A 19935-nucleotide genomic window follows, 5' to 3' on the forward strand; every position below is an offset into this window, starting at 1 on the left:
CCTGCCAAGCCTGAATTAACTCTAGGAAATTGCCCTGATGAACAGCCAAGTAAACGCCAACGTTGTCCACGAATCCGAAGCCCAGCGCCAACATGCCCGGGTCAAAATCCCGGCCAAGCTGCGCTTCTTCAACACTGACCGCACCCAGACCGAAGCACGCGTGATCGACCTGTCCGCCGGCGGCCTGGCGTTCACCGCCACCCAGCCATTGACCGTGGGTGAAGTGCACAAGGGCCGCCTGCAATTCGTCATCGATAACCTCGGCCTGGCCATGGATGTGGAGTTGCAGATTCGCTCCTACGACCGCCAGAGCGGCCGTACCGGTTGCCAGTTCCAGAACCTCGACGCCCAGGATATTTCCACCCTGCGCCACCTGATCACCTCGCACTTGTCCGGCGACATCGTGACCATGGGTGATGTGCTCGCCACCCTGCAACGCGACAACTTCACCAAGGCCCGCAAGGTCAAGGATGGCGGCAGCAACATGAGCGCCTTCGGCCGCCTGCGCGCCGTGACGTTCAGCCTGGCGATCTTCCTCGTGGGCCTGGCGGCGTTCGGGTTTGTCTTCAAGTCGCTGTACGGCATGTACTTCGTTACCCACGCCCAGGCGGGCCTGGTCAGCGTACCCGGCATGAACGTGACCATGCCGCGCGACGGTACCGTGCAAAGCCTGCTCAAAGGTGATGCGGTTGCGGCCAAGGGCGCACCACTGGCCACCTTCAGCACCAGCATGCTCGACGTACTCAAGGGCCACCTCGACGAAGACCAGCTGCAACCGGCCAAGGTCGAAGAACTGTTCGGCAAGCAAATGACCGGCACCCTGACCTCCCCATGCGACTGCGTCGTGGCCCAGCAACTGGTGGCCGACGGTCAGTACGCCAGCAAGGGCGATGTGATCTTCCAACTGGTGCCACGCGGCAGCCTGGCCAATGTGGAAGCACGCTTCACCTATCGCCAGTTCGCCGACGTACGCCCTGGTACCCCGGTGAGCTTCCAGGTCGCCGACGAAGAGCAGGTCCGCACCGGCACCATCGTCAGCAGCACCAGCCTGAACAGCGCCGACCTGTCCTCCGACATTCGTGTGCAGATCAAGCCGGATGCTCCCCTGGACAGCACCTACGCCGGCCGCCCGGTAGAAGTGACCAGCGACCGTGGCCCCTCCCTGAACTGGCTGATCGATAAAGCCATGGCAGCAGGTCTTTAATCATGAGCGCCCTTCGAACCCTACCGGTGCCCCTGGCGCTGGCCATCGCCCTCGCCGGTTGCGCCGGCCTGCCCGACCAACGCCTGGCCAATGAAGCGCTCAAGCGTGGCGATACCGTCACCGCGCAGCAGAATTACCAGCAACTGGCAGACCTGGGTTACAGCGAGGCCCAGGTGGGCCTGGCCGACATCCAGGTAGGCACCCGCGATCCGGCGCAAATCAAACAGGCCGAAGCCACCTACCGCGCAGCGGCGGATACCTCGCCGCGTGCCCAGGCCCGTCTCGGTCGCCTGCTGGTGGCCAAGCCAGGCTCTACCGAAGCCGAACACCATGAAGCCGAAGGCCTGTTGAAAAAAGCCTTTGCCAATGGCGAAGGCAACACCCTGATCCCGCTGGCGATGCTGTACCTGCAATACCCGCACAGTTTCCCCAACGTGAATGCCCAGCAGCAGATCAACAAATGGCAGGCGGCCGGTTACCCGGAAGCCGGTCTGGCCCAGGTGCTGCTGTATCGCACCCAGGACACCTACGACCAGCACCTGGATGACGTAGAGCGCATCTGCAAAGCCGCGCTGAACACCACCGACATCTGCTACGTCGAACTGGCCACGGTCTACCAGAAAAAAGCCGAGCCGGAAAAACAAGCCGAGCTGCTCAAGCAAATGGAAGCCGGCTACAGCCGTGGCACCGTCACCGCACAGCGCGTCGACAGCGTCGCCCGCGTGCTGGGCGATGCAACCCTGGGCAAGACCGACGAGAAGACCGCCCAGGCCCTGCTGGAAAAAATCGCCCCCGGCTACCCCGCTTCCTGGGTCAGCCTGGCGCAACTGCTCTACGACTTCCCGGAACTGGGCGACGTCGACCAGATGATGAAGTACCTGGACAACGGCCGCGCCGCCGACCAGCCGCGCGCCGAGCTGTTGCTGGGCAAGCTCTACTACGAAGGCAAGTGGGTGCCGGCGGACGCCAAGGCGGCCGAAGCGCATTTCGAAAAAGCCGTAGGCAAGGAAGTGGCCGCCGATTACTACCTCGGCCAGATCTACCGCCGTGGCTACCTGGGCAAGGTGTACTCGCAAAAAGCCCTGGACCATTTGCTCACCGCCGCGCGTAACGGCCAGAACAGCGCCGACTTCGCCATCGCCCAATTGTTTTCCCAAGGCAAGGGCACCAAGCCCGACCCACTGAACGCCTATGTCTTCAGCCAGTTGGCTAAAGCCCAGGACACGCCAGAGGCCAATGAGTTGGCGACGCAGCTCGAAGCCCCGCTGACGCCGGAACAACGCGCCGAAGGCCAACGCCTGGTGCAACAGGAACTGGCCGCGCGCGGCACCCTGGCCCAAAGCACGCTGCAACTGCACGCCCTGCAAGAAGAAGACGGCGAGGAATCCCTATGAAGCTCAATCCATTCGTGCAGGCCGGCATCGGCCTGACCTTTGCCCTGCTGTGGTCGTGCCCGACCCTGGCCGCACTGACTGAAACCAAGAATTTCGGCATGGACGTTAAAATCACCGGCCAGTCCGAAGACGACCGCGACCTGGGCACCCAGAAAGGCGGCGACGTCAACGGCATCGGCCTCGACCTGCGCCCGTGGATCTACGGCGAAAGCGGCAACTGGAGCGCCTATGCCATGGGCCAGGCGGTTGCTTCGAGCGACATTATCGAGACCGACACCCTGCAACAGTCGGCGGATGATGAAAACCAGCAAACCACCAACGACGACCGCAAGACCAAGAAAAACTACTTGGCCATGCGCGAATTCTGGGTCGGCTACAGCGGCTTCACGCCCTACCCTGGCGAGATCCTCAAGCTCGGTCGCCAACGCCTGCACAATGACGACGGCCAATGGCGCGACACCAATATCGAAGCGCTGAACTGGACCTTCGACACCACCTTGCTCAAGGCCAATGTCGGCGCAGCCGAACGCTTCAGCGAATACCGCACCGACCTCAAGGAACTGTCGCCCGAGGACAAGGACCGCCAGCACTTCTACGCCGACGCGTCCTACCAGTGGACGCCGGGGCAGTGGATCGGCCTGCGCGGTCACCATACCCATGACGACGGCAAGCTCGACTATCCCGAGCCGGGCGTGCCCACCGACTCGTTGGACAAGCGCGAAAACGGCGACCTGACCTGGCTTGGCATCGAAGCCAACAGCGACGCCTACAACTGGCGTAACACCAACACCGTCAACTACTGGGCCAGCGTCACCGGCATGCAGGGCAACCGCGACACGGTCAATGCCTTGAACGCCGACGGCACCCGCCCGACCAACGCCAAGCGCAGCGATGACCTGAATGGCTGGGCCACCGACCTGGGTGTGCGCCTGCGCCTTGACCCGCAGTGGCAAGTGGGCGCCGCCTATTCGCGTGCCAGTGCCGAATACGAGCAGAACGGCCTGCAAAGCAACCGTTCGAACTGGACCGGTACCCAGTCCCGCGTCCACCGTTTCGGCGAAGCATTCCGCGGCGAAATGAACAACATGCAGTCCATGAGCCTGTTCGGTTCCTGGCAGCTGCGCGAGGACTATGACGCCAGCCTGGTGTACCACAAGTTCTGGCGCGTCGACGGCAACAAGCCGGTCGGCAGCAACGGCATCGACGCCGTGCAGAACAACACCGATGACGTGACCGGCGCGATCCTGTCCAGCACGTCCCTGCCCCTGGAAGACGGCAAGAAAGACCTGGGCCAGGAGATGGACCTGGTGGTCACCAAGTACTTCAAGACCGGCCTGCTGCCGGCTGGGCTCAGCCATTCGATCGACGAACCGTCGGCCCTGGTGCGCTTGCGTGCAGGTGTGTTCAAACCGGGCGACGCCTATGGCAGCCAAGTCGACTCGTACATGCATCGCGCCTTTGTCGACGTGATTTGGAAGTTCTGATGGGAGCCCGCGCAATGATTGCTCACCCCTTCACAGGCAGATGCCTGCTGGTGACCGCGATGCTGATGGCCAGTGCCACAGCGTTCGCCGATACCGCGCAGCCGGTCAAGGCGCCGACCATCGCCAAAGAACTGCAACAGGCCAAGACCTACACCATTTCCAGCCCGCCGACCGCGCCGCTGGAAATGGCCAAGCCTGCCCTGCCGGACCTGTCGGGCTACACCGCCGCGGCGATGGAAAAGAAAATCGTCAGAACCAAGCCGGGCAAGATCAGCATCCGCCGCATGATGCAGGAAGACGCCCTGAAGGACTTCATCGGCGGCGACAACAAGATGGCCGAATGGGTGGTGCGCCAGCACGGCATTCCCCAGGCCATTTTTGTCGACGACGGCTACATGAACCTCAAGGACCTGCTGGGTAAAGTGCCCAAGCAGTACCTGAGCGAAACCTCGCCGGGCGTGTTCCTGGCCAAGTTGCCGATCGTGGTCGGGCGCAAGGGCATCCTGGAAATCGACAAGAAGACCCAGGAGCTGCGCCTGTCCCAGGAAGCCGGCTCGTTCCTGATCAACGACGGCCAACTGTTTGTGCGCGATACCAAGGTCACCGGCTGGAGCGAAAAAGCCAATGGCCCGGCGCTGTTCACGTCGCCCAAGGCGTTCCGCCCGTTCCTGCTGTCCTGGGGCGGCACCGAGACCTACATCTCCAACACCAAGATGGCCAGCTTCGGCTACGCCAACAGTAAGTCGTACGGGGTGAGTATTTCCCAATACACGCCGAACATGGCCAAGGTACTCAAGCGTCCTGAGCCGACCGGCTGGATCATCGACTCCGAGTTCTCGGACATGTGGTACGGCTTCTACTGCTACGAGACCACGGGCTTTGTGCTCAAAGGCAACACCTATAAAGACAACATCGTCTACGGCATTGACCCCCATGACCGCTCCCACGGCCTGATCATCGCGGACAACACCGTCTACGGCACCAAGAAGAAGCACGGCATCATCATTTCCCGGGAAGTGAACGACAGCTTCATCTTCAATAACCGCAGCTACGACAACAAGCTGTCGGGGCTGGTGATCGACCGTAACAGCGTAAACAACCTGATCGCCGACAACGAGATCTACCGCAACCACACCGACGGCATCACCCTCTATGAGAGCGGCGACAACCTGCTGTGGGGCAACAAGGTGATCAGCAACCGGCGTCACGGCATCCGGGTCCGTAACAGCGTGAACATCAAGCTGTACGAAAACACCTCGATGGCCAACGGCCTGACCGGCGTGTACGGCCACATCAAGGATTTGACCGACACCGACCGCGACATCGCCCTCGACCCGTTCGATGCCAAGGTCTCGCTGATCGTGGTCGGCGGTGAGCTGGCCGGTAACGGCAGCGGACCGCTGTCGATCGACTCGCCGTTGAGTATCGAGCTGTATCGCGTGTCGATGCTGGCGCCGACCAAATCCAGCGGCATCAGCTTCTCCGGCGTGCTGGGCGATCGTCAGGAAGAAATTCTCGACCTGCTGGTGCGCCAGCAGAAAGCCGTGCTGATCGACCCTGTCGAACGCCAGACCGAAATGCAGGACTGAGGATGACCCTTATGCACCCACACATGATCAAACTGCTGAGCCTCTCGGGTCTGACCCTCGGCCTGCTCGCGGCCAGCCAGGGCGTACGCGCCGATGAAATCAAGGCGCCGACCTTTACCGCCGAACCGTGCTGTAGCCTGTGCCCGGCCGCCCATGACGCGAAGAACTACACCACGCGCTACCAGCAGAACTTCACCACCCTGGTACAAGCCCAGGGCGACTGGCTGTTCCGTACCCAGGAAGACCTGCGCACCGAATTCGACACCAGCCCCGCCGGCTACAAACGCATGCAACAACTGCACGATGCGTTCAAGGCCAAAGGCGTGGAACTGGTGGTGGTCTACCAGCCGACCCGTGGCCTGGTGAACCGCAACAAGCTCAACCCGGCAGAAAAAGCCTCGTTCGATTTCGACAAGGCCCTGAGCAACTACAAGACCATGCTCGGCCGCTTCGCCAAGATGGGCTACGTGGTGCCGGACTTGTCGCCGTTGACCAACGAGCAACTGCCGGACGAATTGCCGGCCCACGATTTCTACTTCCGTGGCGACCAGCACTGGACCCCCTATGGCGCCCAGCGCACCGCGAAAATCGTCGGTGCCAAGGTACGCGCGATGCCGGAGTTTGCCGATATCCCCAAGCGTGAGTTCGAGACCAAGCGCTCCGGACGCATGGGCAAGACCGGTACCCTGCACAACATGGCCGGGCAACTGTGCGGCACCAGCTACGCGATCCAGTACATGGACCAGTTCACCACCGAGCCCAAGGGCGAAGCGGGCGACGGCGACCTGTTCAGCGATTCGGGCAACCCGCAGATCACCCTGGTCGGCACCAGCCACAGCGGCAAGAACTACAACTTCGCCGGCTTCCTCGAAGAGGAAATCGGTGCCGACATCCTCAACGTCGCCTTCCCCGGCGGTGGTTTGGAAGGTTCGATGATCCAGTACCTGGGCAGCGACGAATTCCAGAAAACCCCACCGAAAATCTTGATCTGGGAATTCTCGCCGCTGTATCGCCTCGACCAGGAAACCATCTACCGCCAGATGATGGCGCTGCTGGACAACGGCTGCGAAGGCAAGACCGCGCAGATGAGCGCCAGCACCACCTTGAAACCCGGCAAGAACGAATTGCTGGTTAACAGTTCGAACAAAGACCTGCGCAATGCCAACCATCAGGTCGATATCCGCTTCGCCGATCCCTCGGTGAAAACCTTGCAAGCCACCCTCTGGTACATGAACGGGCGCCACGAGGACATCAAGATCGAGAAACCCGAAACATCCGATACAGACGGGCGTTTCGCCTTTGAACTGCGCACCGATGAAGACTGGGCCTCGCAGAACTTGCTGGCCGTGGAAGTGCAGGGCCCCGAAGCGGGCGCTGCCGCGCAGAAGGTCGAAGCGAAAATTTGCACACGCAACGTATTCCCAAGCGGCGGTCAGAAGACTGCCTCACTCGGGCAATGAGGTTACCTATGCAGAAGTTACTGATTCCATCGTTACTGGGCCTGGCGATCTTCGCCGGCGCGGCCAGCGCCGCCGCGCCACTGCGTCCACCCCAGGGCTACTTCGCACCGATTGAAGCGTTCAAGACCGGCGATTTCAAGAATGACTGCGATGCCATGCCCACGCCGTACACCGGCCCGCTGCAATTTCGCAGCAAGTACGAAGGCTCCGACAAGGCCCGCTCCACGCTGAATGTGCAGTCGGAAAAAGCCTTTCGCGACAGCACCGCCGACATCACCAAGCTGGAAAAAGACACCAGCAAGCGCGTGATGCAGTTCATGCGCGACGGTCGTCCGGAGCAGTTGGAATGCACGCTCAACTGGTTGACCAGCTGGGCCAAGGCTGACGCGTTGATGTCCAAGGACTTCAACCACACCGGCAAGTCCATGCGCAAATGGGCACTGGGCAGCATGGCCTCGGCCTATGTCCGCCTGAAGTTCTCCGACTCGCATCCGCTGGCCAACCACCAGCAGGAATCGCAACTGATCGAAGCCTGGTTCAACAAGCTGGCGGACCAGGTGGTCAGCGACTGGGACAACCTGCCGCTGGAAAAAACCAACAACCACTCCTACTGGGCCGCCTGGTCGGTGATGGCAACCTCCATCGCCACCAACCGTCGCGACCTGTTTGATTGGGCCGTGAAGGAATACAAGGTCGGCGTCAACCAGGTCGATGACCAGGGCTTTTTGCCCAACGAGTTGAAGCGTCAGCAACGCGCCCTGTCGTACCACAACTACGCGCTGCCGCCGCTGTCGATGATCGCCAGTTTTGCCCTGGTCAACGGGGTTGACCTGCGCCAGGAAAACAACGGCGCGCTCAAGCGCCTGGGCGACAAGGTGCTGGCCGGGGTCAAGGATCCAGAGATCTTCGAACAGAAGAACGGCAAGGAACAGGACATGAAGGATCTCAAGGAAGACATGAAATTCGCCTGGCTCGAACCCTTCTGCACCCTCTACACCTGCGCGCCGGATGTACTCGAACGCAAGCACGGGATGCAACCGTTCAAGACCTTCCGCCTCGGCGGCGACCTGACCAAGGTCTACGACCCAGCACACGAAAAAGGCAACAAAGGTTCCTGAGCGAAACACAACTCACCTGTAGGAGCGAGCTTGCTCGCGAAGGACTCACAGGCACCGCGTCTCTTCAGGTGCCACGCGTCATCGTTAACGACCTTCGCGAGCAAGCTCGCTCCTACAGGGGGGCGCGAATGCAATACAACCTCCCCCGACATCGTGGGGGGGTTTGGGGGGGCTCTGGCCCTTGACTGTTGGTTAAACATGGAGAGATCGGGATGGTTTTCTCGTCCAATGTGTTCCTGTTTCTGTTCTTGCCGATCTTTCTCGGCTTGTACTACTTGAGCGGGCAACGCTATCGCAATCTGCTGCTGCTGATTGCCAGCTACGTGTTCTACGCCTGGTGGCGAGTGGACTTCCTGGCGCTGTTCGCGGCCGTCACGCTGTGGAACTACTGGATCGGCCTCAAGGTCGGTGCAGCCGGCGTGCGTACCAAGCCGGCCCAACGTTGGCTGCTGCTTGGCGTGGCCGTCGACCTGTGCATCCTCGGCTACTTCAAGTACGCCAACTTCGGTGTCGACAGCATCAACGTGATGATGAAGTCGGTGGGTCTCGAGCCGTTCATCCTCACCCACGTGCTGCTGCCGATCGGGATCTCGTTCTACATCTTCGAGTCCATCAGCTACATCATCGACGTGTACCGTGGCGATACCCCGGCGACGCGCAACCTCATCGACTTTGCGGCGTTCGTGGCGATCTTCCCGCACCTGATCGCCGGCCCGGTGTTGCGTTTCCGCGACCTGGCCGACCAGTTCAATAACCGCACCCATACCCTCGACAAGTTCTCCGAGGGCTGCACGCGGTTTATGCAGGGTTTCATCAAGAAGGTGTTTATCGCCGACACTCTGGCGGTGGTGGCGGACCATTGCTTTGCCCTGCAAAACCCCACCACCGGCGACGCCTGGCTTGGCGCGCTGGCCTATACCGCGCAGCTGTACTTCGACTTCTCCGGCTACAGCGACATGGCCATCGGCCTGGGCTTGATGATGGGTTTCCGCTTCATGGAAAACTTCAAGCAGCCGTACATCAGCCAGTCGATCACCGAGTTCTGGCGGCGCTGGCACATCAGCCTGTCGACCTGGCTGCGTGACTACCTGTACATCACCCTGGGCGGCAACCGCAAAGGCACGCTGACCACTTACCGCAACCTGTTCCTGACCATGCTGCTCGGTGGCCTGTGGCACGGTGCGAACATCACCTACATCGTGTGGGGTGCCTGGCACGGCATGTGGCTGGCGATTGAGAAAGCCATCGGCCTCAACACCGCACCACGCAGTTTCAACGTTGTCCGTTGGGCCTTCACCTTCCTGCTGGTGGTGATGGGCTGGGTCATCTTCCGTTCCGAAAACCTGCATGTGGCCGGCCGTATGTACGGCGCGATGTTCAGCTTTGGCGAGTGGTCGCTCTCGGAACTCAACCGCGCCAACCTCACGGGCCTGCAAGTGGCAACCCTGGCGGTGGCGTACGCAACCCTGGCGTTCTTCGGCCTGCGCGACTTCTACACCAACCGCCCCGCCGAAAAAACCAAGCCGGCCGACCCAAGCCTGATCAAGGCCGTGCCTGGCGATGACCCGGGCAGCATCCACCAGCCTGGTTTCACCGTGGGTAAAGACGCCGCCGTGCAACCGGCCTACTGGACCGCTGACTGGCCACGCTATGCCATGCGCGCTGCGGTGCTGCTGCTGTTCGTGGCATCGATCCTGAAACTATCGGCGCAGAGCTTCTCGCCGTTCCTTTACTTCCAATTCTGAGGGAGCCGACCATGACCCGTTCATTCCGCGTCCTCTATATCGCACTGTTCCTGCTGGTGCTGCTGGCCCTGGGCGCCTGGTCGATGCGCAGTTTCTTCGGCTTCAGCACCAACGCTGATGCGACCGTGCTCAACGGTCGCTGGACCAAGGCCGTCGAGACGCACTACGACGACCAGTTCCCGATCAAGCGCATCGGCACCAACCTCTGGGCCGCGCTGGACTACAAGCTGTTCAATGAAGGCCGCCCTGGCGTGGTGCTGGGTCGCGATCACTGGCTGTACAGCGACGAGGAGTTCAACCCCGCCGTCAACGAAGACCAGAACCTGGAAGGCAACTACGCCCTGGTCGAAGGCGTGCGCCAGAAACTCAAGGCCCAAGGCATTGAGCTGGTGATGGCGATCATTCCGGCCAAGGTACGCCTGTACCCGGAACACCTGGGCGAAGTGAAACCGGCGAGTATCCACGCCAACCTGTACCAGGACTTCCACGCCCGTGTCGCCGCCGACCACATCATCGCCCCCGACCTGCTGGGCCCGCTGCAACAGGCCAAGCTGGGCGGCAAGCAAGTGTTCCTGCGTACCGACACCCACTGGACCCCGGACGGCGCCGAAATCGCCGCCAAGCAGTTGGCTAAAACCATTGCCGACAAAACCCCACTGAACGGCGAACCGCAGCGCTTTGTCACCGAAGCCGAAAAGACCGAACCGCATAAAGGCGACCTGCGTCTGTTCCTGCCCCTGGACCCACTGTTCGAAAACCTGATGCCACCGAAGGAGCCGTTGGAAAAACGCGTGACGCACCTGGCCGAAACCAAGGGCGACGACGCGCTGTTCACCGACAGCGAAACCCCGGTAGCACTGGTGGGCACCAGCTACAGCGCCAACCCCAACTGGAACTTCGTCGGTGCGCTCAAGCAAGCCCTGGGCAGCGACGTGGTCAGCTACGCCGAAGACGGCCACGGCCCGATCCTGCCGATGCTCAGTTACCTGAAAAGTGACGACTTCAAGAACAGCCCGCCACAAGTGCTGATCTGGGAGTTTCCTGAACGTTATCTGCCCGTGAACAACGAAATCGGTGATGCCGACCCATCGTGGGTTGCGCAACTTAAACAAGCCGGTTCGCGCCAACAAAACATGGCACTGAACACCCCAGTTAAACACCAAAAATCCGAGACGCCCGACCGGGCGCAAAACTGAAAGAGAGGTAACTCACATGACTTTCACTACTACTCCGCGTCGTCTCGCCAAGACCCTGGCACTGGTTGCCGGCATGAGCGTTGTATCGATGTCTGCCTTCGCCGGTGGTGACGCCGCCCTGTACGGCCCTGTCGCACCGAAAGGCTCCAGCTTCGTGCGCGTCTATAACGCCTCCAACCAGGAAGTCAGCGCGACAGTTGGCAGCACCAACCTCAACGAAGTGGCCCCACTGGCCAGCAGCGACTTCAGCTTCATGCCCGGCGGCGACTACAGCGCCAAGGTCGGCAGCCAGACCGTACCGGTCAAGCTCGCCGCCGATCACTACTACACCCTGGTCAACAACAGCAGCGGCCAGCCTCAGCTGATCGAAGAACCGCCGTTCAAGAACAAGCAGAAATCCCTGGTGCGCGTACAGAACCTCAGCGACAAGGCCCTGACCCTGAAAACCGCTGACGGCAAGACCGAAGTGGTCAAGTCCGTGGCGGCCAAGGGCCGTGGCGAGCGTGAAATCAACCCGGTGAAGGTGAGCCTGGCGTTGTATGACGGTGACAAGAAAGTCGGCGATGTGAAGCCGGTTGCGTTGGAGCGCGGTGAGGCAGCGGTGCTGTACGTCACCGGCTCCGGCAGCAGCCTGTCGCCAGTGTGGGTGAAACGCCCCGTGTCGACCCGCTAACTATTTCCCGGACTGACGCCCCCCCACTGTAGGAGCGAGCTTGCTCGCGAAAATCGCCAATGATGACGCGGAAATTCTGGATGTACGCGGTGTCTGGGAGTTCTTCGCGAGCAAGCTCGCTCCTACAGAGGACAGAGGCGTCAGTTCGGACCGAGACAAAAACAAGAGTGAAACGACAAACCTTCGTAGCTCTGACCCAAATTGATTCAAGGAGAAACACATGATCCCAGTAATCCTTTCCGGTGGTAGCGGCTCACGTCTTTGGCCGCTTTCCCGTAAACAGTTCCCGAAACAATTCCTGGCTCTGACCGGCGAGCACACGCTGTTCCAGCAAACCCTGGAACGCCTGGTATTCGAAGGCATGGACGCGCCGATCGTGGTCTGCAACAAAGACCACCGTTTCATCGTCAACGAGCAACTGAGCGCGCGCAAGCTGGAAAGCCAGCGCATCCTGATGGAACCCTTCGGCCGCAACACCGCGCCGGCCGTGGCCCTGACCGCGATGATGCTGGTCAACGAAGGCCGCGACGAATTGATGCTGGTCCTGCCCGCCGACCACGTGATCGACGACCAGAAAGCCCTGCAACGCGCCCTGGCCCTGGCCACCGTGGCTGCCGAGCGAGGCGAGATGGTGCTGTTCGGCGTGCCGGCGACCCGCCCGGAAACCGGCTATGGCTACATCAAGTCCACCAACGATTCGCTGCTGCCCGAAGGCGTGAGCCGCGTGCAACAGTTCGTGGAAAAACCCGATGAAAAACGCGCCATCGAGTTCGTCAAAAGCGGCGGTTACTTCTGGAACAGCGGCATGTTCCTGTTCCGCGCCAGCCGTTTCCTCGAAGAGCTGAAAAAACACGATCCGGACATCTACGACACCTGCGTGCTGACCCTGGAACGCAGCGAGCAGACCGCCGATACCGTGACCTTCGACGAAGCCACCTTCGCCTGCTGCCCGGACAACTCCATCGACTACGCCGTGATGGAAAAAACCCAACGCGCCTGCGTGGTACCGCTGAGTGCCGGCTGGAGCGACGTGGGTTGCTGGGCCTCGCTGTGGGCGGTCAACGATAAAGACATCAACGGCAACGTCACCAAGGGCGACGTCGTGATCCAGGACAGCAAGAACTGCATGATCCATGGCAACGGCAAGCTGGTATCGGTGATCGGCCTGGACAACATCGTGGTAGTGGAAACCAAGGACGCGATGATGATTGCCCACAAGGACAAGGTCCAGGGCGTCAAGCAGATGGTCGCGACCCTCAACGAACAGGGCCGCAGCGAAACCCAGAACCACTGCGAAGTCTACCGTCCGTGGGGCTCCTACGACTCGGTGGACATGGGCGGGCGCTTCCAGGTCAAGCACATCTCGGTCAAGCCGGGCGCATGCCTGTCGCTGCAGATGCACCACCACCGCGCCGAACACTGGATCGTGGTCAGCGGCACGGCCGAAGTGACCTGTGACGAGAACGTGTTCCTGCTCACCGAGAACCAATCCACCTACATCCCAATCGCCTCGGTGCACCGCTTGCGCAACCCGGGCAAGATCCCGCTGGAGATCATCGAAGTGCAATCGGGCAGCTATCTGGGCGAAGACGATATCGAGCGGTTTGAAGATATCTACGGTCGCTCGACGCCGGTTGAACGTGGCGTGTCGGTGAAAACTATCGCGCAGTAAAACAGTCGTACAAGAAGCCCTCGCCCAACCCATTGCGTCCCCTATCCGCAGTGGGTTGGGTGGGGGCTTTTTGTTGGGGATTTGTGCTGGCTGTGAGGGCCTCATCGGGGGCAAGCCCCCTCCCACCTTTGATCTGTGAATACATTCAAGTGTGGGAGGGGGCTTGCCCCCGATGAGGCCCACCCGGCCACCACAGCACTCAAGGTAGCCAATCCCACCTACGCTTAAGTTAGGATGCTCGTTCCCTATTCGAGGTGGTCTCCATGTTCTTCGGCGTTCTCCTGATCATCACCTGGTTGATCCTCCTGCTGCGCTACCCGGCCAAGGCGCTGCCCGTATCGCTTGCCGCCGCTGCCGGCCTGGGCCTTGTCGCGGTCTGGGTGGTCTGGCTGGACAACCGCGAAGCCTCGCAACTGGCGCGCCTGGAGTTGCGCATCAGCTACGCCCCGCAGGAATGCCCCGCCGACCGCCCACTGAAACTGACCCTGAACAACGGCAACGACGTACCGCTGACCGAACTGCGCTGGCGCGTCGCCGCCTATGCGCCGGGTGACACGGTCAACCTGGCCGATAACGTCTACGCGGCCCCCCGCTATCGTGGCCCCGGCGAGTTGCAGGCCGGCGCCACCTGGGACGACTGCCTGCCCACCCCGCCCCTGCGCCCCGGCTATCGCCCGCAAACCCTGGAATTTCGCGCCGAGCACCTGCAAGGCAGTTTCTCGGACTGACAAAGGACTGATCCATGCCCAACGTACTGATCACCGGTTGCTCCAGCGGTATTGGCCGCGCCCTGGCCGATGCCTTCAAATCCGCCGGCTTCAACGTGTGGGCCAGCGCCCGCCGCCCGGAAGACGTCACCGCCCTCGCCGCCGCGGGTTTCAATGCCGTCGAACTCGACGTCAACGACAGCGCCGCATTGCAGCGCCTGGCCGAACAACTGGGCGAGCTGGATGTGCTGGTCAACAACGCCGGCTACGGCGCCATGGGCCCGCTGCTCGACGGCGGTACCGAGGCGATGCAGCGCCAGTTCGAGACCAATGTATTTGCCCTCGTCGGTGTGACCCAGGCGCTGTTCCCGGCCCTGCGCCGCAGCAAAGGCCTGGTGGTGAATATCGGCAGCGTTTCCGGCGTATTGGTCACGCCGTTCGCTGGCGCCTACTGCGCCTCCAAGGCGGCGGTGCATGCGCTGAGCGATGCATTGCGCATGGAACTGGCGCCGTTTGGCATCCGCGTGATGGAAGTGCAGCCCGGCGCCATTAATACAAGCTTTGCAAAAAACGCCGGGGCCCAGGCTGAGCTGTTGATCAACGAACAATCGCCGTGGTGGCCGTTGCGCGAGGGTATCCGGGCACGCAGCCAGGCCTCCCAGGACAAGCCCACCCCGGCCAGCGTGTTTGCAGCGGATGTGCTCAAGGCCGTGCAACAACCACAGCCGCCGCGCCTGTTGCGCGCGGGCAATGGCAGTCGGGCGTTGCCGTTGATGGCGGCGTTGTTGCCCAAAGGATTATTGGAAACCGTGTTGAAAAAACGCTTTGGTTTGAATAGGAGTTTGTAAATGATCGACTACAGCGACTTTTTCGAGGAAGTGATCCAGACCCATGTCGAGATCGAACAATGGTTTGCCGGTGTGGCGCCTGAAGACACCCTGCCGAGGCTGCTCGCGCGCTTCTCGCCGGAGTTCAGCATGATTGCGCCCTCCACCGGCACACGCATGAACGCGGCAGGGGTCAAGTACCTGTTTACCCGCCTGGGCGGGCAGCGGCCAGGGTTGAAGATCACCTTGAGCGAACTGATCGGCATTGACCGGCATGCACGCGGCGCCGTCGTCAGTTACCGCGAACATCAGATCGACGACAGCGGCACCCAGACCGATCGCCGGGCCACGGTGGTATTCGAGAAACAAGCCAGCGGCGCGCTGCTGTGGCGTCATTTGCACGAGACGTACTGCCAGGCCTGAACCCACAGGCAACACCCCGCCAATACGTGCGCAAGCTCCCCACGCTTGCGCGCGCAGCCCATCGCCCTGAGCCCCCCTCATGGGTGTCAATACAATTTCGCTACAGAACTGAACGGACACTCTCGATAGAGTCACGCGCTGACTTCTGACGCAACGCGCTCAGACCTCATGCCCGCTTGTCGTTGATCGCTGTCCGCATCGATTCAGCACAGCCGTTCCGGTACCTCTTGGGTGACCCCTATCAAGCCTTCAAACACATCGCGCGCCTGTCGGACGCTGCTCACACTGTCACTGGGGTTAACTGCGGTGACAGGCTGTTCGGTCGCGCCTCTGCCCGCGTTGAAACCGCCCGCGCCCGAGGCATGGCGCAACGCACCGTCCCCTCTGGCGCCGGCCAGGCCCGACCTCAATCGGTGGTGGCAGGCATTCAATGATCCTGAACTCGATACCCTGGTGGATCAGGCACTGCAAAACAACCTCGACGTCGCCGCCGCAGTCGAGCGCCTGCGGGCTGCGCGTGTGTTGAGCCAACATGCGCAAGCCCCCTATCTGCCCTCGCTCGGGGTCAAGACCCACGACGCGATAAGCCCGGACACCAGCAGTTCGTACTTCTTGATCGGCTTCGATGCGCAGTGGGAACTGCCACTGTTCGGGGCCAGGCAGAGCGCGGATCGCATCGCCGAGGGTAACCAGGCGCTGGTGGCCGCCGACTTGCGCAGCGTCCAGGTGTCGCTGGTCGCCGAGGTCACCCGGCAGTGGGTTGAGCTGCGTTCGGCGCAACAAGCCGAACGCGCGCTGACGGCCATTCGTGACGCGCAGCAGGAAAAACTGGCGCTGCTGCGTGTGCGCGAGCAGCTTGGCCTGGCGCCGCACGCCGACGTGGCGGACGCCGAGGCTGAACTGGCGCGGGCCGAGAGGCAGCTGAGCGCGCCCCAACAACAGATCCAACGCCATGTGCAGCAGTTGGCGGTGTTGGCCGGTCGCCCCGGGCCCGACCCTCGCTGGCTGCAGCCCGGACCACAGCCCACACTCGGCCAATGGCAACTCAACAGCGTGCCGGCGGACCTGCTGCGCACACGCCCGGAAATTACCAACGCCGAGGCCGAGGTGCTCGTGGCCGCCGGGGAGTTGGGGATGAGCCGTGCCGATATCTACCCGCACCTCAGCCTAGGCGCCTCATTGCAGTGGTCGCTGAACATTGCCAGCAACCGCAAGCACACGCCCAACGGCAACAGCATTTTCTCCGCAGGGCCGGGGATCAGTATCCCGTTGTTCGACTGGGGCCAACGTGTCGCCACCGCGCGCGCCAAAGGCCACCTGTTGCAGGCCGCGGTTCTGGCTTATCGCCAGGCGGTGTTGCAAGGCGTCGCCGAAGCCGAAATCGCCCTGAGTGACCTCGAACAAACGCGCCTGCGCGAGCACGCCTCGCGCCAGGCCCAGAGGGCGACACAGACCCACCTGGAGGCCTTGCAACACCGGGCACGCCTGGGGCTCATGAGCCCACTGGAGCTGACGACCGCCAACGTGCAGGCGCTCCAAACCATGCAACAGGCCGACAGCGCAAGCACCGAACGGGACATCGCCTACATCGCGCTTTATAAAGCCCTGGGCGGCGCGCCGTTACCGAACCCGACCTTGAAGGATGCTGACTGATGGTGGCGCTTGCCCGTCTGACACTGGTCCACGAATGGCGGCGCTTCCTGCCCGCGATGATTGCCGTGGGCTTCGCGGGGTTGCTGCAGTTGCTCCAGGCCGCGCTGGTGCTGGGTATTTTCGGCAGTGCCAGCGTCTATATCACCGGCTCTACGGCTGACCTCTGGGTCGGTTACCCCGGCACGCAAAGCGTCAACCTCGGGAGACCGATCGATGCGGGCGTGGAAATGCGCCTGCGCATGGATGCCGACGTACTGCGCGTCGAGTCGTTTCGCTGGGTCGACGCCGATTGGCGCGGTGCGCGAGATACCGGTGGCGTGTCGGTGTTTGTCAGCGGCATCGACGCCGGGCCAGACGGCCTGATGTTTGCGCGCGCCCTGCCGACGGCACTGCGCGCCCGCCTGGCCGAGCCCGGCGCGGTGATCGTTGACCGCGCCGACCTGAGCACCCTCGGCGTGAACCTGGGGGACGCCGCGACCATCAACGGGCAACGTGTGCGCGTGGTGGGCGTCACCAGCGGCCTGCGCGCGCTGGGCGGGGTCAACGTGCTGGCGTCGCTGGCCACTGCCCGACAGCTCGACACCACCACGGCAGCGGACCGCATTACCTACCTGGTGGCCAAAGTGCGCGATCCCGCTCAGGCAGGCGCTGTTGCCGCGCGCCTGAGCGACGGCCGCGCGTTCGGCAACTACGCGGTATGGACCGCAAAACAGTTCGCCCAACGCTCGCAGATGTATTGGATGTTCGACACCGGTGCCGGGGCCGGCGTGCTGTTTCTGGCCGCGATTGTGTTCCTGGTGGGCGCGGTCATCACCAGCCAGACGCTGGTCGCCGCCGTCGTGGGTTCCATCCGCGAGTACGCCACCTTGAACGCCCTTGGCGTCGGCGTGAACGCCCTGCGCAAAGTGGTCATGGAGCAGGCTTTCTGGGTCGGGGCACTGGGGCTGCTGGGCAGTTCGGTGCTCGCCGGCCTGTTCTTCGCCCTGGCGGCGCACTACAACGTGCCGGTGCAGCTCTCGCCCGTCGCGGCCGTAGCCTGCCTGTTCCTGAGCATGCTCCTGGCACTTGTGTCGGGCCTGGCGGCCATCCGCACCTTACGCCATGCCGACCCGGCCAGCCTTCTGAGATAGCACTGCCATGAGCCTCCTGACATCCGCCCCACCCTTCACCCTGCAAGCCAGCAATATCAGTAAATCATTCACCTCGGGGCGGGTCGTAACCCCAGTGCTGCATGACATTAGCTTGGCGATACGACCCGGCGAGCTGACCCTGATCTCAGGTCCGTCCGGTTGTGGCAAAAGCACGCTACTGGCGATTCTCAGCGGCTTGCAGCAGCCCGACCGTGGCAGCGCATCGGCCCTGGGGCACGACCTTTCAAGCCTCGACACGCGGGCCCTGGAGTATTTTCGCCTGCGGCACACCGGCTTCATATTCCAGGGGTTCAACCTGTTTCCAGCCTTGACTGCGCAGCAACAGGTCGAACTGCCCTTGAGCTACCTGGGGCTGCCGAGCACGGAAGTCCGAGCACGCGCCATCGAGGCGCTGGAGGATGTCGGGCTGGGCCCGCGCATGAAACTGCGCCCGGCCGAATTGTCCGGCGGCGAAAAGCAGCGCGTAGCCATTGCACGCGCCGTGGCGAAGGCCCCCGAGTTGTTGTTCGCCGACGAACCGACCAGCGCCCTCGATGCGGCCAACGGTCAAATCGTGATCGATATTTTGCACCGCATCGCTCGCACACGCGGGACCACGGTGCTGTGCGTCAGCCACGATCCGCGCCTGATCAGTAACTCCGACCGCGTGTTGACCATCGAGGACGGCCGCATTTTGAACGATCAATCCCTTCCCTTCCCACCGGCCGCTACGGTCGGTACCCAGGAACATTCTGTATGAACGCGCGTTCGCTTCGCTCTTGGCTGCTTCTGAATACCGCACTTGTATTGCTGAGCGCCTGCTCCCGTGAAGATGCGCCCCCTCAGCCGACGTCATCGGCCCCCGCCTACCTGGCCGTCGCTCGCGGCCGTATCGATGTGGAAGGCGGTTTGCTCAAGCTCGGCGTGAGCCGCGACGGCGTGGTCGCCGAGATCAAGGTGGCGGAGGGCGAGCAGGTCAAGAAAGGCCAATTGCTCGCCACGTTGGACAGCGAACTGGCACAGCTGGCGGTCAGCGCCGCGCTGACCGAGCAACGACAGGTGCAGACTCAAGCCAAACAGTTGGCAAGGCAGCTTAAGTTTGCCGAGCAGCAGGCCAGCCGCCTGACCGCCGCCGCCAAGGCAGGCGCCGGCGACAGCCAGAGTGCCGATGAGGCCCACGAGGCCGCCGAGCGCTTGCGCGACGAGATTGAAAAGACCCAGACAGACGCTGAAGTCGCGGCGAACAAGCTGACTGCGGCACGCTACGAACTGGCGAAACACAGTCTGCGTGCGCCGGTCGACGCCGAAGTGGTTCGTCGCCTGATTCAACCCGGCGCCGCGGTCTCCGCACAGTCCGGGCCGGCCTTCGTGTTGTTGCCGAACCAGGCGCGTATCGTCAGGGCCGAGCTCAATGAGTCCTTCACCGGCGTGGTGCTCCCCGGGATGAAGGCCGAAGTCACCGATGACAGCGCCGCAGGCTCCGTTGTGCTGTCCGCCCATGTGGTGCGGATCAGCGCGGTACTGGGCAACAGCACGCTGGAAGACGACGCCTTGGTCAGGGCCAATACACGTACGGTTGAATGCATATTGGCGTTCGATCAACCGGCGCCGCAGTCGCTGCGGGTGGGACAACGCATGCTGGTAAGGTTTGGGCCGTAGG

Annotated in this window: 17 protein-coding genes; all 17 read left to right on the forward strand. The window is 62.3% G+C overall.

The annotated features are described in order from the left end of the window. Positions 1–37: 37 nt before the first annotated feature. Complete coding sequence (locus QU606_RS11080) at positions 38–1204, forward strand: alginate biosynthesis protein Alg44 (protein WP_024073557.1); 1167 nt, start codon at positions 38–40, stop codon at positions 1202–1204. Positions 1205–1206: 2 nt separating this feature from the next. Beyond that, entirely contained in the window at positions 1207–2598 is a 1392-nt protein-coding gene (gene algK / locus QU606_RS11085; RefSeq protein WP_150054421.1) for an alginate biosynthesis TPR repeat lipoprotein AlgK, read from the forward strand. Then, positions 2595–4082 carry an alginate export family protein gene (locus tag QU606_RS11090; protein ID WP_024073555.1) on the forward strand — a complete coding sequence of 496 codons (1488 nt, stop codon included), beginning with the start codon at positions 2595–2597 and terminating at the stop codon, positions 4080–4082. The genes algK and QU606_RS11090 overlap by 4 nt, the downstream gene beginning before the upstream one ends. Then, the gene (gene algG, locus QU606_RS11095) at positions 4082–5671 is read left to right on the forward strand and encodes a mannuronan 5-epimerase AlgG (protein ID WP_024073554.1); all 1590 of its coding nucleotides are present in this window, start codon (positions 4082–4084) and stop codon (positions 5669–5671) included. The genes QU606_RS11090 and algG overlap by 1 nt, the downstream gene beginning before the upstream one ends. Before the next feature lie 11 nt (positions 5672–5682). Then, positions 5683–7131, forward strand: coding sequence for an alginate O-acetyltransferase (locus QU606_RS11100; RefSeq protein ID WP_041161102.1), 1449 nt, complete (start codon positions 5683–5685; stop codon positions 7129–7131). An 8-nt stretch (positions 7132–7139) separates the two neighbouring features. Then, entirely contained in the window at positions 7140–8249 is a 1110-nt protein-coding gene (locus tag QU606_RS11105) for a mannuronate-specific alginate lyase (protein WP_102625057.1), read from the forward strand. 212 nt (positions 8250–8461) lie between these two features. After that, a complete protein-coding gene (locus QU606_RS11115) occupies positions 8462–9994 on the forward strand; it encodes an MBOAT family protein (RefSeq protein ID WP_304998387.1) in 1533 nt (510 codons plus the stop codon). An 11-nt stretch (positions 9995–10005) separates the two neighbouring features. After that, entirely contained in the window at positions 10006–11190 is a 1185-nt protein-coding gene (locus tag QU606_RS11120; RefSeq protein ID WP_024073550.1) for an alginate O-acetyltransferase, read from the forward strand. Between the two features lie 16 nt (positions 11191–11206). Continuing rightward, entirely contained in the window at positions 11207–11863 is a 657-nt protein-coding gene (locus QU606_RS11125) for an alginate O-acetyltransferase AlgF (RefSeq protein WP_024073549.1), read from the forward strand. A 220-nt stretch (positions 11864–12083) separates the two neighbouring features. After that, a complete protein-coding gene (locus tag QU606_RS11130) occupies positions 12084–13535 on the forward strand; it encodes a mannose-1-phosphate guanylyltransferase/mannose-6-phosphate isomerase (RefSeq protein WP_024073547.1) in 1452 nt (483 codons plus the stop codon). A 263-nt stretch (positions 13536–13798) separates the two neighbouring features. Further along, positions 13799–14263 (forward strand): hypothetical protein, encoded by a 465-nt coding sequence (locus QU606_RS11135; protein WP_024073546.1) that lies wholly within the window; start codon positions 13799–13801, stop codon positions 14261–14263. A 14-nt stretch (positions 14264–14277) separates the two neighbouring features. Further along, on the forward strand, positions 14278–15090 hold the full coding sequence (locus QU606_RS11140) for an SDR family oxidoreductase (protein ID WP_024073545.1): 813 nt from the start codon (positions 14278–14280) through the stop codon (positions 15088–15090). Further along, positions 15091–15492, forward strand: coding sequence for a DUF4440 domain-containing protein (locus tag QU606_RS11145; protein WP_102625642.1), 402 nt, complete (start codon positions 15091–15093; stop codon positions 15490–15492). It abuts the gene before it with no gap. Between the two features lie 306 nt (positions 15493–15798). Next, complete coding sequence (locus QU606_RS11150) at positions 15799–17145, forward strand: efflux transporter outer membrane subunit (RefSeq protein WP_304998388.1); 1347 nt, start codon at positions 15799–15801, stop codon at positions 17143–17145. Further along, positions 17145–18275, forward strand: coding sequence for an ABC transporter permease (locus QU606_RS11155; RefSeq protein ID WP_024073542.1), 1131 nt, complete (start codon positions 17145–17147; stop codon positions 18273–18275). Before QU606_RS11150 ends, QU606_RS11155 begins: the two co-directional genes overlap by 1 nt. Before the next feature lie 7 nt (positions 18276–18282). Continuing rightward, positions 18283–19035, forward strand: a complete 753-nt coding sequence (locus QU606_RS11160; RefSeq protein ID WP_069075292.1) for an ABC transporter ATP-binding protein — start codon at positions 18283–18285, stop codon at positions 19033–19035. Next, positions 19032–19934 (forward strand): HlyD family secretion protein, encoded by a 903-nt coding sequence (locus QU606_RS11165; protein ID WP_024073540.1) that lies wholly within the window; start codon positions 19032–19034, stop codon positions 19932–19934. Before QU606_RS11160 ends, QU606_RS11165 begins: the two co-directional genes overlap by 4 nt. Position 19935: the final 1 nt, after the last annotated feature.

The sequence above is a fragment of the Pseudomonas sp. OVF7 genome (assembly GCF_030644265.1).
Taxonomy (GTDB): Bacteria; Pseudomonadota; Gammaproteobacteria; order Pseudomonadales; family Pseudomonadaceae; genus Aquipseudomonas; species Aquipseudomonas gorinensis.

Excerpts from the sequence above, each read along its gene's own strand:
- QU606_RS11140 (WP_024073545.1), top strand. The coding sequence starts at position 14,278 with ATGCCCAACGTACTGATCACCGGTTGCTCCAGCGGTATTGGCCGCGCC.
- QU606_RS11115 (WP_304998387.1), top strand. The coding sequence starts at position 8,462 with ATGGTTTTCTCGTCCAATGTGTTCCTGTTTCTGTTCTTGCCGATCTTT.
- QU606_RS11155 (WP_024073542.1), top strand. The coding sequence starts at position 17,145 with ATGGTGGCGCTTGCCCGTCTGACACTGGTCCACGAATGGCGGCGCTTC.
- QU606_RS11165 (WP_024073540.1), top strand. The coding sequence starts at position 19,032 with ATGAACGCGCGTTCGCTTCGCTCTTGGCTGCTTCTGAATACCGCACTT.
- QU606_RS11090 (WP_024073555.1), top strand. The coding sequence starts at position 2,595 with ATGAAGCTCAATCCATTCGTGCAGGCCGGCATCGGCCTGACCTTTGCC.
- QU606_RS11145 (WP_102625642.1), top strand. The coding sequence starts at position 15,091 with ATGATCGACTACAGCGACTTTTTCGAGGAAGTGATCCAGACCCATGTC.
- algK (WP_150054421.1), top strand. The coding sequence starts at position 1,207 with ATGAGCGCCCTTCGAACCCTACCGGTGCCCCTGGCGCTGGCCATCGCC.
- algG (WP_024073554.1), top strand. The coding sequence starts at position 4,082 with ATGGGAGCCCGCGCAATGATTGCTCACCCCTTCACAGGCAGATGCCTG.
- QU606_RS11160 (WP_069075292.1), top strand. The coding sequence starts at position 18,283 with ATGAGCCTCCTGACATCCGCCCCACCCTTCACCCTGCAAGCCAGCAAT.
- QU606_RS11080 (WP_024073557.1), top strand. The coding sequence starts at position 38 with ATGAACAGCCAAGTAAACGCCAACGTTGTCCACGAATCCGAAGCCCAG.
- QU606_RS11105 (WP_102625057.1), top strand. The coding sequence starts at position 7,140 with ATGCAGAAGTTACTGATTCCATCGTTACTGGGCCTGGCGATCTTCGCC.
- QU606_RS11100 (WP_041161102.1), top strand. The coding sequence starts at position 5,683 with ATGCACCCACACATGATCAAACTGCTGAGCCTCTCGGGTCTGACCCTC.
- QU606_RS11120 (WP_024073550.1), top strand. The coding sequence starts at position 10,006 with ATGACCCGTTCATTCCGCGTCCTCTATATCGCACTGTTCCTGCTGGTG.
- QU606_RS11125 (WP_024073549.1), top strand. The coding sequence starts at position 11,207 with ATGACTTTCACTACTACTCCGCGTCGTCTCGCCAAGACCCTGGCACTG.
- QU606_RS11135 (WP_024073546.1), top strand. The coding sequence starts at position 13,799 with ATGTTCTTCGGCGTTCTCCTGATCATCACCTGGTTGATCCTCCTGCTG.
- QU606_RS11130 (WP_024073547.1), top strand. The coding sequence starts at position 12,084 with ATGATCCCAGTAATCCTTTCCGGTGGTAGCGGCTCACGTCTTTGGCCG.